General features: G+C 51.3%; 16 protein-coding genes. 11 read left to right on the forward strand and 5 right to left on the reverse strand.

The annotated features are described in order from the left end of the window. The first annotated feature begins 10 nt into the window (after nucleotides 1-10). From A3K92_RS01365 to A3K92_RS01385, 5 genes are read left to right on the forward strand one after another with little or no spacing between them, the layout of a single operon-like run. A complete protein-coding gene (locus tag A3K92_RS01365) occupies nucleotides 11-319 on the forward strand; it encodes a nucleotidyltransferase family protein (RefSeq protein WP_088884563.1) in 309 nt (102 codons plus the stop codon). Further along, nucleotides 316-651, forward strand: coding sequence for a HepT-like ribonuclease domain-containing protein (locus A3K92_RS01370; protein ID WP_088884564.1), 336 nt, complete (start codon nucleotides 316-318; stop codon nucleotides 649-651). Before A3K92_RS01365 ends, A3K92_RS01370 begins: the two co-directional genes overlap by 4 nt. Continuing rightward, nucleotides 648-1,652: a mevalonate kinase gene (locus A3K92_RS01375; protein ID WP_088884565.1), complete on the forward strand. Its 1,005-nt coding sequence runs from the start codon at nucleotides 648-650 to the stop codon at nucleotides 1,650-1,652. The genes A3K92_RS01370 and A3K92_RS01375 overlap by 4 nt, the downstream gene beginning before the upstream one ends. After that, a complete protein-coding gene (locus tag A3K92_RS01380) occupies nucleotides 1,649-2,440 on the forward strand; it encodes an isopentenyl phosphate kinase (RefSeq protein WP_088884566.1) in 792 nt (263 codons plus the stop codon). The genes A3K92_RS01375 and A3K92_RS01380 overlap by 4 nt, the downstream gene beginning before the upstream one ends. A 4-nt stretch (nucleotides 2,441-2,444) precedes the next feature. Next, nucleotides 2,445-3,206 carry a molybdopterin-binding protein gene (locus A3K92_RS01385; RefSeq protein WP_088884567.1) on the forward strand — a complete coding sequence of 254 codons (762 nt, stop codon included), beginning with the start codon at nucleotides 2,445-2,447 and terminating at the stop codon, nucleotides 3,204-3,206. A gap of 156 nt (nucleotides 3,207-3,362) precedes the next feature. Here the strand turns inward: A3K92_RS01385 and A3K92_RS01390 are convergent, their stop codons facing one another. From A3K92_RS01390 to A3K92_RS09505, 4 genes are read right to left on the reverse strand one after another with little or no spacing between them, the layout of a single operon-like run. Next, nucleotides 3,363-4,043, reverse strand: a complete 681-nt coding sequence (locus A3K92_RS01390) for a hypothetical protein (protein WP_198361947.1) — start codon at nucleotides 4,041-4,043, stop codon at nucleotides 3,363-3,365. Between the two features lie 2 nt (nucleotides 4,044-4,045). Further along, on the reverse strand, nucleotides 4,046-4,345 hold the full coding sequence (locus A3K92_RS01395; protein WP_088884568.1) for a NitrOD5 domain-containing protein: 300 nt from the start codon (nucleotides 4,343-4,345) through the stop codon (nucleotides 4,046-4,048). Then, complete coding sequence (locus tag A3K92_RS01400) at nucleotides 4,338-5,597, reverse strand: ATPase domain-containing protein (RefSeq protein ID WP_232460925.1); 1,260 nt, start codon at nucleotides 5,595-5,597, stop codon at nucleotides 4,338-4,340. The genes A3K92_RS01395 and A3K92_RS01400 overlap by 8 nt, the downstream gene beginning before the upstream one ends. Then, nucleotides 5,495-5,701 (reverse strand): hypothetical protein, encoded by a 207-nt coding sequence (locus A3K92_RS09505; RefSeq protein ID WP_232460886.1) that lies wholly within the window; start codon nucleotides 5,699-5,701, stop codon nucleotides 5,495-5,497. Before A3K92_RS09505 ends, A3K92_RS01400 begins: the two co-directional genes overlap by 103 nt. A 280-nt stretch (nucleotides 5,702-5,981) precedes the next feature. On the opposite strand from A3K92_RS09505, the gene A3K92_RS01405 reads away from it, so the two are divergent. From A3K92_RS01405 to A3K92_RS09360, 6 genes are all read left to right on the forward strand, one after another. Beyond that, the gene (locus A3K92_RS01405) at nucleotides 5,982-6,722 is read left to right on the forward strand and encodes a hypothetical protein (RefSeq protein ID WP_088884569.1); all 741 of its coding nucleotides are present in this window, start codon (nucleotides 5,982-5,984) and stop codon (nucleotides 6,720-6,722) included. A gap of 32 nt (nucleotides 6,723-6,754) precedes the next feature. Continuing rightward, nucleotides 6,755-7,879, forward strand: a complete 1,125-nt coding sequence (gene fni, locus A3K92_RS01410) for a type 2 isopentenyl-diphosphate Delta-isomerase (RefSeq protein WP_088884570.1) — start codon at nucleotides 6,755-6,757, stop codon at nucleotides 7,877-7,879. Between the two features lie 105 nt (nucleotides 7,880-7,984). Next, nucleotides 7,985-9,319, forward strand: a complete 1,335-nt coding sequence (locus A3K92_RS01415; protein ID WP_088884571.1) for an RNase J family beta-CASP ribonuclease — start codon at nucleotides 7,985-7,987, stop codon at nucleotides 9,317-9,319. Nucleotides 9,320-9,418: 99 nt separating this feature from the next. Further along, nucleotides 9,419-10,450 (forward strand): polyprenyl synthetase family protein, encoded by a 1,032-nt coding sequence (locus tag A3K92_RS01420; protein ID WP_088884572.1) that lies wholly within the window; start codon nucleotides 9,419-9,421, stop codon nucleotides 10,448-10,450. Nucleotides 10,451-10,656: 206 nt separating this feature from the next. Further along, nucleotides 10,657-11,679, forward strand: a complete 1,023-nt coding sequence (locus A3K92_RS01425) for a hypothetical protein (RefSeq protein WP_088884573.1) — start codon at nucleotides 10,657-10,659, stop codon at nucleotides 11,677-11,679. A gap of 27 nt (nucleotides 11,680-11,706) precedes the next feature. After that, nucleotides 11,707-12,285 (forward strand): hypothetical protein, encoded by a 579-nt coding sequence (locus tag A3K92_RS09360; protein WP_157722399.1) that lies wholly within the window; start codon nucleotides 11,707-11,709, stop codon nucleotides 12,283-12,285. A gap of 190 nt (nucleotides 12,286-12,475) precedes the next feature. Here the strand turns inward: A3K92_RS09360 and leuS are convergent, their stop codons facing one another. Next, on the reverse strand, nucleotides 12,476-15,379 hold the full coding sequence (gene leuS, locus A3K92_RS01435) for a leucine--tRNA ligase (RefSeq protein WP_088884575.1): 2,904 nt from the start codon (nucleotides 15,377-15,379) through the stop codon (nucleotides 12,476-12,478). Nucleotides 15,380-15,531 lie beyond the last annotated feature (152 nt).

Below are 15,531 nucleotides of genomic sequence, written 5' to 3' on the forward strand. Positions count from 1 at the left end.
TATTTATACCATGCAGGTTTCCCGAGTGAGAACCCTTAGGGACGTCCAAAGGATACTCCGCGTGCATAAGGAGGAGCTTAGGGAAAAATACGGAGTTAAGAGAATTGGGATTTTTGGCTCTTATTCTCGAGGAGAGCAAAGGGAAGACAGCGACGTTGACATCCTCGTCGAGTTTGAGAAGCCGATAGGACTCATAGACTTTATACGGCTCCAGGAGTACCTTGAAGGTCTCCTTGGGGTTAAAGTTGACCTTGTGACCAGAGGGGCGCTCAAAAAGAGAATCAAGGAGAGAATTCTCCGTGAGGTGAAGTACGTATGAGAGACCCTCTTTTGTACGTTGAAGATATCTTGGAAGCCATCGAAAAAATAAAGCGCTACACTGAAGGCATGGAATTTGAGGATTTTGAGGACGAGAAGACGGTGGATGCTGTTATATGCAACCTTGAAATCATTGGGGAGGCCGTTAAGAACCTTCCGGAGGAATTTAAAGAAATGCACCCGGATGTGCCCTGGAAGGAAATCGCTGGAATGAGGGACAGACTGATTCATGCGTACTTTGGGGTTGATCTCTCAATAGTCTGGTACACAATCAAGAACGACCTCGATGATATTGAATTTCGCTTAAAAAGTATTCTGGAGGGTCAAAGATGAGGGTTCTAGCTTCGGCTCCCGCTAAAATTATCCTCTTCGGTGAGCACAGCGTGGTTTACGGAAAGCCAGCAATAGCGGCCGCCATAAACCTCCGAACGTATGTCAGAGCCGAGTTCAACGACTCTGGAAGGATAAAAATAGAGGCCCACGACATAAAGACGCCCGGTTTGATAGTTTCCTTCTCCGAGAACGAGATATACTTCGAGAGCGACTACGGAAAGGCCGCTGAGGTTCTCAGCTACGTCAGGCAGGCGATAGAGCTCGTCCAAGAAGAGGCAGATAAAAATGGCAGAGGTATAACCGTCTCGATTACCTCCCAGATTCCGGTTGGAGCTGGACTTGGAAGCTCGGCCGCCGTTGCTGTTGCCACAATTGGGGCGGTTTCAAAGCTCCTCGGCCTTGAACTCACCAACGAGGAGATAGGAAAGCTCGGTCACCGCGTTGAGCTCCTGGTTCAAGGTGCCTCAAGCGGCATAGACCCGACGGTTTCTGCCATAGGGGGAATAATCCACTACGAGAAAGGTAAATTCGAGCACCTTCCCTTCATGGAACTGCCGATAGTCGTCGGCTACACAGGTTCGAGCGGCTCAACCAAAGAGCTGGTGGCGATGGTGAGGAGAACCTACGAGGAGATGCCTGAGATAGTCGAACCAATCCTGACTTCGATGGGCAAAGTTGTGGAGAAGGCGAGGGAGACCCTTTTGTCGGAGCTTGAAGAGGGGCAGAAGCTCGCCCGCCTCGGTAGGCTCATGAACATCAACCACGGCCTTTTAGATGCCCTTGGCGTCTCCACCAAGAAGCTGAGCGAGCTGGTCTATGCAGCTAGAACCGCTGGAGCTCTGGGGGCAAAGATAACGGGAGCTGGAGGAGGTGGCTGTATGTACGCTCTGGCCCCGGAGAGGCAGAGTGAAGTTGCCACAGCTATAACGATAGCCGGTGGGACGCCGATGATAACCGAGATAAGCCGCGAAGGGCTTCGCATTGAGGAGGTTCTACCATGATAATCGTCAAGGTCGGTGGAAGCGTCTTCAGCGACAAGAAGGGGAAGCCGGAGAACTTCGATGTGGAGACGGTGAGAGATATTGCGAGGGAGATAGCGAACTTTTATCCCAGAGAGGACTTTATCGTAGTTCACGGCGGAGGGAGCTTCGGGCACCCGGAGGCGAAAAAATACGGCATAAGAGATGGCCTGCCCGAGGACTGGGAGTCAGCAAGCCTCAAAAGGATCGGCTTTACTCTAACCCACCAGGCGATGCTTAGGGCCAACGCTAAGTTCATAGAGGCCTTCGTTGCAGAGAACCTGCCCGCCTTCTCGGTATCTACCTCCTCCGTCTTCATAACCGAAAACGGGGAAGTGGCCTACGGCGACGTTGAGGTCATCCAAAGGCTCGTCGACCTGAAGTTCATCCCGGTTCTCTTTGGCGACGTCTCCATCGACCTGGCGAAGGGAATAGACATCCTCTCTGGCGACCAGATCATCACCTACCTCGCCAAGATGCTTGAGCCGGAGAAGGTGATCTTCCTCATGGACGTCGACGGGATCTACGACGGAAAGCCCGGAGAGGGGGAGTTAATTCAGAACCTCTCGAAGGACGAGATTGACGCCCTGCTCGAGAGGCTCCACTGCTCCGCCGCCGGAACCGACGTCACCGGCGGAATCTGCAACAAGCTCCGTGAGGCAAAAAAGATAGCCGAGCACTCCGAGGTCTGGTTCGTGAACGGGAAAGTTCCCGGAAGACTGAGCGGGGCGATAAGGGGGGACGGCTTCGGGACGAGGCTGAGGGGGTGAGAGCTTGCTAGCCGAGGTAATGACGGTAGGTGATGAACTCCTCACGGGAAACACCGTTGACAGCAACTCCGCCTTCATAGCGAAGAAGCTCACCGAGAGGGGCTACTGGGTGAGAAGGATCACCACCGTTGGAGACGACGTTGAGGAGATAAAGAAGGCAATCAACGAGGTTCTTGGGAGAAGGCCCGAGGTTCTCGTTATCTCCGGCGGATTGGGTCCGACCCACGACGACGTTACCATGTTAGCCGTCGCCGAAGCTTTGGGAAGGAGGCTCGTTCTCTGCAATGAGTGTCTGGAAAAAATCAAGGCCTTCTACGAGCGCCTTTACAGGGAGGGCTACATAGACGACCCGGCTTTGAACGAGGGAAGGAGGAAGATGGCCTACCTGCCAGAGGGAGCCAAACCACTTGAGAACAGCGAAGGGGCGGCTCCTGGTGCTTATATCGAGCACAATGGCGTTAAGATCTTCGTCCTCCCCGGAATGCCGCGGGAGATGAAGGCCATGCTGGAGAGAGAAGTCCTCCCGAGGCTTGGCGAGAGAAAGTTCGTCCAGCTCAAGTTCCTGGCCGAGATAACTGACGAGAGCAAGCTTGCACCCATATTAAAAGAGGCCCTGGAGCACTTCAATGTCAGAATCCACTCCTCGCCAAAGGGTTTTGGGAAGTACATAGGCGTGATAATCTTCGCCGAGAGCGAGGAGGGGGCAGAAAAGGCCGCCCGCTTTCTGGAGGAAAGGGGGATCTCACTGGAAAGGTGGAAGCTCTGATCATCAAGCTTTTCGTCTTTTTTCGCAGAAATTTCCATCAAGGCTGACAGCTCGGAACCCTCTGCAAAAATTAAAGCATTATAGAAAATAGAAACCTGCACACAACTGACCTTCTCCGCCCTAAAGGACGAAGCTGGCAAAAGAAAAAGGTCAAGCTTAATAGAGCTCTTTCTCGGGCATGAAAATAAGCCCGTCCTTGGTGACCATATAGCTCCAGGACTTGAGGTTGTACTCGAGGAACGGGCTTCTGACGACGGTCAAAACCCTCTTTAAACTCTCACCTTCAACCTTAACGCTCAGTCTGAAGACGCTCAACGAGAAGCTGTTTACGAGCTCCACGATGTTCTCTGGAAACAGCCTGACGTTGAATGTCATCAGTATTCCGTTGTTGCCGCCCAGGGACAGGGTTTTCGTTATTGCGGGGATCATGAGGGGAAGATCCTTGGTGTGCCTGACGCCATAGATGTCGAGGCCCAAAACGACGTAAAGAACGTTGCTCATCCCGCTAAAGGTTACTCTCATGCGTCCTCCTATTATTTCGGGATCGTTGGTACTTAAAACCATATCCGGGTTCATACTCTCCTCCAGGAGGGGGTTTATGGAAACTAAGGCAACGTTTTTGAGAGTGACCTCTGCATCAGGGTAAACCGTCCGTAGATATTTAACTACTGAGTAATAAGCATCGTTGAAGGAGATAACGACGACCTTCTCGTAGTCGGGCTGGAGCCTTTTGATTAAGTGGTAGATTATCAACTCGACGTCACTCCCTATCTCGTGGCTTATTAACGTGGGGCTCAGCTGTCTGGTGGACATCGCCATTATGTCCAGTGGATCCATGATCACTCACCGTAAATCCTCTTGAGCTCGGAAACGAGGTCCTCAAGGCTTTCCACTGTTACAGAACCTCCAAAGCGATCCTTAAGGCTGTCTATGACGACCATCTCAAGCAACCTTGCGCTGTACTCCCCGAAGAGCTTTCCAACGGCGGCCTTGAAAGCTGAAGGATCCTCGTAGGCGAGTTCGAGGCCCTTCCCGGTGGTGACCCTCAGGTGGGTCTCCAGGACGGCCTTTAACCCCGGGTTGACTTTCTCAAGGGCAGCGGAGAGGGCCTTTGTCAGTATCTCGGCGCCTTTACTCATAAATAACCACCCCCTCATCGGTTATCTCGTAGCGGTAAATCTTCCTCGAATGGTTCGAGCCCCTGGCCTTTATAATGGCCAGCCGGCGCTCTATCCTGTCATTGACCACTTCATAGCGGAGGCCGATTATGACGTCGCTGAGGGTGCTGGCTCCGGTCATCGGGACGACCCTAAAGTCGGTCTCATCGTTCAGGGTGAAGTAGATTGTGGTCCTGTACTCCTTGGTGAGCAGGGTAAGGTAGCGGAGCATCTTGGTAAGCTCTTTCTCGTTCATGTGCTGCTTCAACGCGGTGAGGCTGTCCACGACGAGGACTTCCGGCTTATGCTCCTCTACAATCCTCTTTATCCTGATGAAGGTCTGGACCGGGGTATAGGCTTCGGGGATTATGTTGAGAATGGTAAGGCTTTTGTCGTTGAGAACTTTCTCTATTGGGAGGCCGTAGTTCTTGGCCGCCCTGAGGAGCTGATCCATCGGCTCTTCGAAGGCCAGGTAGAGTGCCTTCCTTCCCTCCAGCGCGTTGTTCACGGCGAAGTGGAGGGCGAAGGTGGTCTTCCCAGTTCCCGTCATGCCAACGAGCAAAACGCTGGAGCCCCTGTAGAGGCCTCCACCCACAAGCTCGTCGAGTTTCTTTATTCCCGTGCTTATCTTCTCCCACGTCGGCTCGATCTCAGCCCTCCTGAGCTCGGGGATGTCCAGGAACTCTATACCATGTGAGCTTATGGTGTACTCGAACTGGGGCTTCTTGATGCCCCTGCGCCTCATCTTCCTGACTTCCATCCGCCGGATAAGGGACTCCCCACGGCTCTTCGACTTGAGGACTATAACCCCATCGACCACGAACTCCTCCATACCGCAACCGACCTTTTCCTCGCCCATGGGCTTCTCGGCTATGAGAAGAACCGTGGCACCGGTGGCCTTCATGAACCTTCCCAGTGTTGTATGGAGGAACGCTCTGAGCTTTGCCTGTCCCATGAGCTGGCCGAAGACGCTTATGGAGTCTATGACCACCCTCTGGGGCTGGAAAGTCAGTAACTCGCTCATTATGAGCTCTATCTCCTTCGCTATGGCATCAGAAGAGACCGTGACCAGGTCTATGAACTTGAAGAGGCTCTTCTGTTCGAGTTCCCCGAAGTCCATTCCAAGCTGCTTCATCTCCTCGAAGAAGTCCTCCCTGGTCTCGGCGAACGATATGTAAACGCCCTTCTCACCAAATTTTTTGGCACCGTTGTAGAGCCACGTAGCGGAGAAGATAGTTTCCCCGAACCGGGTTCTCCTGCTACGAGGACGAGCGCTCCCTCTGGAAAGCCTCCCTCCACAACCTGCTCATCGAAGAAATCTATATCCATCTTTCTCATGCATTTCTCACCGTTTTTATTATGTAGTCTGGGTCTTTAAGTTTATCTTTCGAACCTCTCATACTTTCAGGTAACGAGGACATAACCCCCAGAAGATATTCAGTAACACCTTTTGGGGCACCAAACCTAGAATGAACCATAATAAAGTCTACTCGAACGTGAAAATGAAACTAAGCCCCTGGGCTCTCTTAACTACAATGTCCAAGCATCTATCCTAAAGCATGCCATGACAGTGACAAAAACTTTTTATTTCTCTTGGTACTAATTAAATTGGATAACTATGTCGCGTAAGGTATACCTCTTTGTAATGTTCTTTGTCCTCACACTGTGGGGACTCCAAAAAGCATCTTCCAAAGGGTACTTGAGTGAATTCGACGCCCCTCCTGAGAACCTGAACCTGAGTGTAAGAGCATACAACACCACGCTCACCGTTGAGTGGACGCTTAAGGGTGGAGAATTGGTTAGAACACTCGCTAGAGGTAGGGACGCGGTGATTCTGATTTATCCCGGCTGGATAAGGGAAAAGGAAGACGATGTTGGGTTCAGCATTGCTGATGTCTCTAACGTCTCGGTGATTTTGGGCGACAGAAAAGTTGAATTCAATGTCATGTATCATCCCTATAATATCATCGTTTCAAACGGGAGTAAAAACGGGGAAATTTGGGTCGTTGATGTCCCCTTTGACTTTCCTTCAACGGTAAAATCAGGAAAGATTGAGCTCCGCTTTAGTACCTACCACACATGCAACAACATCACAGTGGGCGTTATCTACTTCCACAGCACGGGCAGGGGACAATACCACGACCTCGTGCTCCCCATGTCAATAGACCTGGGCGAGGGATTTCCAATGTTTCCCAACTTCAGGTCGGAGTTCAACTTCACGATCGATTCCTCCAAGATGCAGCACTTCTTAAGCTCCGCGGTGAACGCCCATTACCTGGTCGACTGGATTGACGAGCCCCGCGGCTGGCTGAGTGTGAAGACTGTGAACGTCAGGGTCTGCCCACCCAAAACCTCTTAACTTTCCCTGCCCTTCTCCTTCCGGTGGTGTGAATGCAGACATTTGATAAAGAGGAACTCACGGTCATCAGGAAGTTCGAGCACATAGAGCACTGTCTCAAGAGGAACGTGCAGGCACACGTTTCCAACGGTTTTGAGGACGTCCACTTCGTCCACATGAGCCTTCCCGAGATCGACAAGGATGAAATCGACATGAGCGTCGAGTTCCTTGGAAGGCGCTTTGACTACCCGATTTTCATAGCGGGAATGACCGGCGGAACTAAAGGCTCCCAGCTGGCTGGAAGGATAAACAAGACCTTGGCCAAAGCCGCCCAGGAGCTTAACATACCCATGGGCGTCGGAAGCCAGAGGGCGATGATAAGAAAGCCAGAAACGTGGGAGAGCTACTATGTCAGGGATGTTGCTCCAGACATTTTTCTCGTTGGTAATCTTGGTGCCCCCCAGTTCTCTGAGACGATTCCAGAAAGGTATGGCATTGAGGAAGCATTGAGGGCAGTTGAGACGATTCAGGCCGATGCCCTTGCTATTCATATGAATCCACTCCAGGAGAGCGTCCAGCCCGAGGGAGATACGCAGTACAGGGGCGTTCTAAAAGCCCTAGCAGAGCTTAAAGCCGAGTTCCCGTACCCGATAATAGCGAAAGAAACAGGGGCGGGAGTTTCCAAGGAAGTTGCAATAAGGCTTGAGAGCATAGGGATTGACGCGATAGACGTCGGCGGCCTCGGCGGGACGAGTTGGAGCGCGGTCGAGTACTACCGCGCAAAGGACGAGATTGGAAAGGACTTGGCCCTGCGCTTCTGGGACTGGGGGATTAAAACGGCCATAAGCGTTGCCGAAGTGCGCTATTCGACCGACCTGCCGATAATAGCCACGGGCGGAATGCGCGATGGAATAACGATGGCGAAGGCTCTGGCAATGGGTGCCACCTTCGCCGGCGTGGCCCTTCCGCTCCTCAAGCCGGCTGTAAAGGGCGACGTTGATGGGGTGATCAAAATCCTGAGGCGCTACATCGAAGAGATCAGGAACGCGATGTTTTTGGTTGGGGCTAGGAACGTTGAAGAGCTGAGGAAAGTTCCGCTCGTGATTACGGGCTTCACAAGGGAGTGGCTGGAGCAGAGGATTGACCTTTGGGCCTACCTCCGAGATGGCAGGCTCTGACCTTTTTTCTCCCTTTGAAATGCACACCTTTTTAAACCCTTCAGAGAAGTAATGCCAACGCAGCCCCACGCCTCATGAGAGGCCTGGGGCGGGAGGCTGGTGAGGATGATAAAAATCTACACGATTAGCGGCTACGAAGAAGTCGGCAAGAACATGACAGCGGTGGGCTACAGCGACGGAGGCAGGGAAGAGGTAGTTATAATCGACATGGGTATTCGCCTTGATCGCGTTCTCATCCACGAGGACGTTAATATTCAGCAGTTCCCGACAAAGGAGCTCCAGAGGCTTGGAGCTATTCCCGATGACTCGATTCTCAGGAATAAAAAGGTAGTGGCAATAACCTTTACCCACGGCCACCTCGACCACATAGGTGCCGTTGCAAAGCTGGCCCCTCATTATCCCGATGTTCCAATCTACGGCACACCCTACACTGTAAAGCTCGCCAAAAGTGAGGTCAAGAGCGAGCAGTACTTCGAGGTCAAAAACCCGATGTACGAGACCCAGTTCGGCGAAATAGTCCAGGTCAGCGAGAACCTCGCGATAGAGTTCGTTCGCTCAACTCACTCGATACCGCAGGCGGCGATGGTGGTCGTTCACACGCCTGAAGGGGCGGTGGTTCACACCGGCGACTTCAAGTTCGACAACAACAACCCGCTCGGCGAGAGGCCCGACTACAAAAGGCTGAAGGAGCTCGGAAAGGAGGGCGTTAAAGTCCTGATTCCCGAATCCACGCGTGTTGCTGAGCCCACAAAGACACCCAGCGAGGCCGTTGCCCAGATGCTCCTTGAGGACTTCTTCCTCTACGAGGGAGCCGACGAGAAGGGCTTAATAGCGACGACCTTCGCTTCCCACATAGCCCGCCTTCAGGAACTGATCTGGATAGCCAACAAGATGGGCAGACAGGCGGTTTTTGTGGGCCGCTCCCTCGCGAAGTACACGGGCATTGCCAAACAGCTCGGCCTCATAAAGATGAAAGGTGCCAGGGCAGTTAGAAGCCCCAACGCGATAAGGAAGGTTCTTGCAGAGGTTTCTGGCGCGAGGGAGAACTACCTCCTCGTCGTTACCGGCCACCAGGGCGAGCCCGGGGCTGTCCTCACGAGGATGGCAAACGGCGAGCTCTACGACATAGGAAAGGACGACACTGTGGTCTTTTCCGCTGGAACGATACCGAACCCGCTCAACAGGGCCCAGCGCTACGTCCTCGAGACGAAGCTCAAGATGAGGGGCGTCAGGATGATAAAGGATCTCCACGTTTCCGGACACGCAAGCAGGGAAGACCACCGCTATCTCATCAGGATGCTTAATCCTGAGAACATCGTTCCGGCCCACGGCGAATTCAGGATGCTGACCCACTACGCTGAACTGGCCGAAGAGGAAGGCTATCTCATCGGCAGGGATGTCTTCGTTTCGAGGAACGGCTACACCGTGGAGATACGATGAGGGACTATCGGGGAATCCTTCAATGGGGCAAAAAACTGATAAAGGGTTTGCCCTTTTTTCTCTCGGCTTAAGATCAACGCTCATTCAAGGGGTGATAGGATGGGCAAGTACGATGAACTGTTTGCGCGGATCAAAATCGCCGCGAAGGACGTTGATAGGGTTATCCTTGACCTGATTCCGGAGAAAGAGCCCAAGAACCTTTACGATGCCGCCAGACATTACCCTCTCGCCGGCGGAAAGCGTGTAAGGCCCTTTGTTGTTCTCCGTGCGGCTGAAGCAGTTGGCGGTGACCCTGAGAAAGCCCTTTATCCAGCTGCCTCGGTTGAGCTAATCCACAACTACTCCCTCGTCCACGACGACATAATGGACATGGACGAGCTCAGGAGAGGAAGGCCGACCGTCCACAAGCTATGGGGAGTTAACATGGCAATCCTTGCCGGCGACCTCCTCTTCAGCAAGGCCTTCGAGGCGATAGCGAAGGCCGACGTTTCCCCGGAGAAGAAGGCCAGAATTCTGGACGTCCTCGTCAGGACTTCCAACATGCTCTGCGAGGGACAAGCTTTGGACATAGAGTTCGAGACGAGGGAAGAGGTGGGCGTTGACGAGTACCTCAGGATGATAAGCGGAAAGACCGGTGCACTGTTCCAGGGCTCGGCTGAAATAGGGGCCATAGTCGGAACCGATAACGAGGAGTACATTCAGGCTCTGTCAAAGTGGGGCATGAACGTCGGCATAGCCTTCCAGATATGGGACGATGTTTTAGACCTCATAGCGGATGAGGAGAAGCTGGGCAAGCCCGTCGGCAGCGACATAAGGAAGGGCAAGAAGACCCTCATCGTGAGCCACTTCTTCGACCACGCGAGCGAAGAAGATAAGGCCGAGTTTCTTAAGGTCTTTGGAAAGTACGCCGGCGATGTCAAGGGTGATGCGCTCATACACGACGAGAAGGTGAAAGAAGAAGTTGCCAAGGCCATTGAGCTCCTCAAGAAGTACGGGAGCATTGACTATGCCGCTCAGTACGCCAAGAACCTCGTAAAAGAAGCAAACGAAGCTTTGAAAGTCCTCCCGGAGAGTGAGGCGAGGAAGGATCTGGAGCTTCTCGCGGAGTTCTTAGTGGAGAGGGAGTTCTGAATCTTATCCCTCTTTTCCTGCCACAATCCAGCCTACCGGCGGATGCTCCGCACCGGATCGAAAATTTTATACATTCTCACTTCCAATTAATGTCTCAGGGATACCCAATGGATATTCCATGGATTGTCTCCACTGTGAACATATTGAATATTGTAAGTGACGTAAGGGCATTTAAACAGTGACTTTTAGACTTTCATGGAATTGACGTGGAAACGGATAGGAAAAAGGCCTCAGAGATTATACTAGGATACAAGTTTTTCTTTGATACTGCTTTTAGGGAACTTTTAGAAGATTTAGCACACGTAGAGGAATTTGGTGAGGCAGACATTGTTCTTCAAAGAGCCACATTTAAAGGTATATCCATAGAAGACCTTCCAAACTCATGTGAAAAAATATTGCTATTGAAGAACCTTTGGTACAAATATTTTGAAAAAGTCTTAACTGCGCGAAGCTGGAGAGACCTAGAAAAACGACTTGACGTGTTAAGAACACGAGTATTGTCAAAATTCCTCAAACTATTTCAGTGCTGGATAGTTCCCGAGAAAAATCATTCATTAGAGGAGTTATATAAAGTTTGGAGTATTAACGGCGCTTTAGTATGGTTTACTGACACTGGAAAAGGAGGTCCTAAGCCATATTATTATGGCTTACTGCCAATAAGGAAAGAGTACTATGGCAACAACAGTTATTTCATGGATACGGTATTCAGAGGATATGCATATACTTTACAGTTTCTCTGGTATTCACTATTAGGAAAGGACTCTTTTAAGAAAGTGCCTCACTTGGATAAAATGCATATTGCAGAGGAGATATTTTATGACGACTGCAGAGAATTATTGGCACTGTGGAATCTTGGTGGATCTTCTGAGGAGGGCTCTAAAACTTATTTAAAATGGAAGTGTTTAGATAGGTTTTTTGGAATCCTACAGGAACATGTTGTTGAGAAGATCGAAGAACAATATGGTGTTTCTTTTGGAATATCCGACTATAAGTTATTCCAATTAAATCCAAACTGCTCGCAGAAAGAGTTCCTGGCTGGATTGTATTCTGACAAAGTTCCAGAGCCTTCATACATTAAAGCTAAATCCTCTCCTGAAGAGTGGCAGAAATGGCTAGACCTCAAGTTTTTGTGGTATCCCTTTGAAGTACTGGACACCTTTGGTACTAGAGTGTTTAATGGTGCAATTGCATTTGTGTACATCCTGACAGGAATGCTAGAATATAGATAAAGTCAGGGAATCTTTGACCCGATTAGAGTGTTAAGAATAAAACATCCTGAAGATGTAGGGAATGTTATATCCTATGCAGTCCTTGTTGAAGTTTCAAGCTTCATTGCAGACTACTCTGGTTGGATAGTTTTCTATCAAGTGGGCACTGATTTTTCAGGGATGGGAGGATTTTTACACAACTTAGCAGAGAGTGTCATTGAAAAATACCAAGACTCTCTCATTGTCGAAGAAATAACCGTTGATGGAGAGATTTTCGAGCAGTATCTAACTAGAAACCACTCTGATAAATTCCCAGAGGACCTCCAATTTCAGTTTGAGAAGCTCAGTCGAGATATTATCAAATATCAAGGGGATATAACTTCACTTGAACGATTACTAAGCATTCATAGGGGAGTTTTTTCAGAACTTTTAACTTATTATTTATTGTCCTCCAATAGATTGCATAGATCTTGGGAAAAAGTTGATTGGAATGTTCCCGTCGGCGGTGAACAAATTGATGTATTCGCAATTGACGCAGAAGGACATCCATGGATATTTGAGTGTAAGTTTGATGTACACAAAGAAGATTTTCCACAAGATTTTAAATCAGGTATCTCGAAAACGTAAGGCAGTACTTGAAAAATACAAGAAAGATCCTACTGTCATGGTGGTTTATGTACGAAACAGACACAAGTACCAAATCAATACTCTAGAAGAGCATGGAATTCATGTTCTAGTTCTAGAACCACTTCTCAAAAAATTACTAGAAAGCAAAGATTTGGATACACTAAAAGAAATACTAAAGGAATAAAAATCCTCACTCCACAAACACCGCGGGCTTCAGTGGCATGGCCTGCCTCTTCTTTCCTCCCTTGTCCTCCGCGGCGTTGATGATTATCTCCAGGCCGAGTTCTTTCTCCATGAAGTCCTTCGCCTCTCTCAGCGCTTTCTCCTCGTTGATGCGCTTCACTTCAAAGGCGCGCTCCTTGATGAGCCTCTGGATGAGCTTGCTTACCTCCTTGCCGTGCTTCCTCATCTCCGGGTCCTTCATCAGCTCGGCCATAGCTGACTTGAAGTCCTTCTTTTCTGCAACAACTTCAACTACCTTCCACTTCCACTCTGGAGCAGTGTAGATGTAGGCCCTCTTGGCGTCTTCGAGCTTGGCAACCCTTATTATCTCCTTGATGTCCTCGATGACGGACTGGACGAACTGCTCTTCAGCCTCTACCGTCTCGTTCCACCACTCCTCAACGGGTTCGGGCCACTTTGCTAAGCTCACGAAGCCCTCCCCTCCGAGCTTCTCCCAGAGTTCTTCGCTTATGTGGGGTGTGAAGGGCGCCATGAGCCTGACCCAGACCTCGGCGAGCTTTCTAAGCATGTAGCGCTTCGCCTCGTCGTCTCTGCCTTCTGTTCTCCTTAGGTACCAGCGCAGGTCGTTCAGAACCGTGTAGAACGCCCACTGCACTGCCGTCCTCGTCCTGAACTCCTCGAGGGCCTTTGTTGTTTCTTCGATGGCCTTGTTCAGGCGGTGGAGCATCCAGCGGTCGATGTCCCTGAGCTCAACCCCCTCTCTGGCCTCATAGCCCGCGAACTCGCTTACGAGCTCGTAGAACCTCTCAACCTGCCTGCGGAGCTTTCCGACCTCCTTCCTGCGCCAGTCGAAGTCGCTGTCGTGCTCGGCAAGGCCCATTATGTAGAGCCTCACGACATCTGCCCCGTTCTCCTCGATGGCATCGATGAAGTTCAGCACGTTGCCCTTGCTCTTGCTCATCTTCTGGCCTTCGAGGGTTCCGAAGCCGTTTACCGCTATGCCCTTCGGCCAGTGTTCCCTCTTGAATATCGCCACGTGGTTGAATATGAAGAACGTCAGGTGGTTCGGGATGAGGTCCTTGGCGGAACAGCGCCAGTCGAGCGGGTACCAGTACTCGAACTCCTCCTTCATCTCGTGGATTATCTCCGCTGGAATTCCGGTCTTCTCGGCGAGTTTTCTCTCCTTCTCTTCGCTGAATTCCTCGCGGAAGATGTAGTCAAAGAACTCCCTGTCGAGCTTCTCTGGGTCGAGTTTACCCTCTTTCATGAGCTGGTTGATGTGCCTGCTTATCGTGTAGTAGGCCATGTAGATTGTTGAGTCGCTCAGGCTCTCGATGACCCAGTCAGGGTCCCATGGTAGGGGAGTTCCCAAACCAACTTTTCTGGCGCAGGCCTTCTTGTCGAGCCAGTCTATTACCGCCTCGAACTGGGCGCGCCTGCTCTCTGGGAGTATCTTCATGTTGGCCAGGGCCTCCTTCGCCTTGGCCTTCCATTCGGGGTTGCCGTAGTCTATGAACCACTGGTCGTGGATTATCTTGATTACCGCTCTGTTCCCGAAACGGCTTATGACGGGTTTATCGGCGAACTCGTACATTATCTCGGCAATTCCCTTCTCCTGGAGCTCCTTCGCTATGATATCTTTTACCTCCTGGACTGGTTTGCCCGCGTAGGGCTCTACCTTGAAGATTCCCTTATGATACTCTGCCTTGTAAATGTTCTTAGTCGCTTCTTCAAGCTTCTCCTTGTCCTTCTGGCTCTTGACTCCGAGCCTCTCGGCCTCTTCAACTGCCGGGAACTCACCGTAGCCTTCAAGTTTGATCAGCGAGATGTAGCTTATCTCCTCAACAACGCGCGGGTCAATGTCGTATTTAAGGAGTATCTCAGTCTCCTTCTTCAGGTCTTCCAGAGCGATGTGGTCGAAGGGGGCATGGGCTGGGACGCTCATGACAACGCCGGTAGCGTTGTCCGGGTCAACGAACTCCGCTGGCAGAATTATGACCTCGTCGCCCGTTACCGGGTTCTTCACGTACTTTCCGATGAGCCTCTCGCCCTTGAACTCCTCGATTACCTCTATCTCCCTGTCCTGGAAGGAGAGCTTGTAGGCGGCCTCCTTGCTGACTATCCAGGTTTCCTCTTTTCCGTTGCACCTGACCTTCGCCTTGACGTAGGTAGCGTTGGGGTTCAGCCACATGTTTGTGACGCCGTAGACTGTCTCGGGCCTCAGCGTTGCCGCGGGCAGGTAAATAACCTCGCCGTCCTCCTCGAGGATGAACTTGATTATGACGTACTCCAGAATCTGGATGTCCTCACCTTCCATGATGTCGTGGTCTCCCAACGGCGTCCCAACAACGGGGTCCCAGCGAACCCTGTGTGCACCTTTAACCACCAGCCCCATGTCCTTGAGCGTCCAGAACTGCCACTCGATGAACTTGCTGAAGGGCGGGAACAGGCTTGTGGTGTGGAACTCCCTCGTCCAGTCAACGCTAAAACCTGCCCTGATGAACGTCTCCTTCGCGGCCTTCATGAAGTACTTCACTATTTCCTTCGGGTCTTCGAACTTCCAGAGGATTTCCTCGGGGACTTTGTAGACGTCGCGGTAGATGTGGATGGTCTTCGGGTCGCGGTTCTTTATTCTCTCGGCGATGCCAACTATCGGCGCGCCGGTGATGTGCCACGCCATCGGGAAGAGCACGTTGTAGCCCTGCATTCTCTTAAAGCGCGCTATTACGTCCGGAATCGTGTAGGTTCTCGCGTGGCCGACGTGGAGGTGGCCCGAGAGGTATGGAAACGCGACGGTTATGTAGAACTTCTTCTCCTTGGGCTTCGCGTTCCTGTCGGGCTCGAAAATCCTCGCCTCCATCCAGCGCTTCTGCCACTTCTCCTCAATGGCCTTGAAGTCGAGCTCAGCCATGGCTAAAACCTCCTTTAGCTTCGATTTTCACCGCTAAAAAGGAACTGCCAGCTTCAAAAGCGCGAGAGTCCAAAATAGGGGGGTTATCGGTGAAATCAGTTGCTGCTGGAATTACGGTGGAGAAGACACTCCCCCCTCATCGGCATCGGAAG

This window comes from Thermococcus gorgonarius (genome assembly GCF_002214385.1).
GTDB lineage: Archaea > Methanobacteriota_B > Thermococci > Thermococcales > Thermococcaceae > Thermococcus > Thermococcus gorgonarius.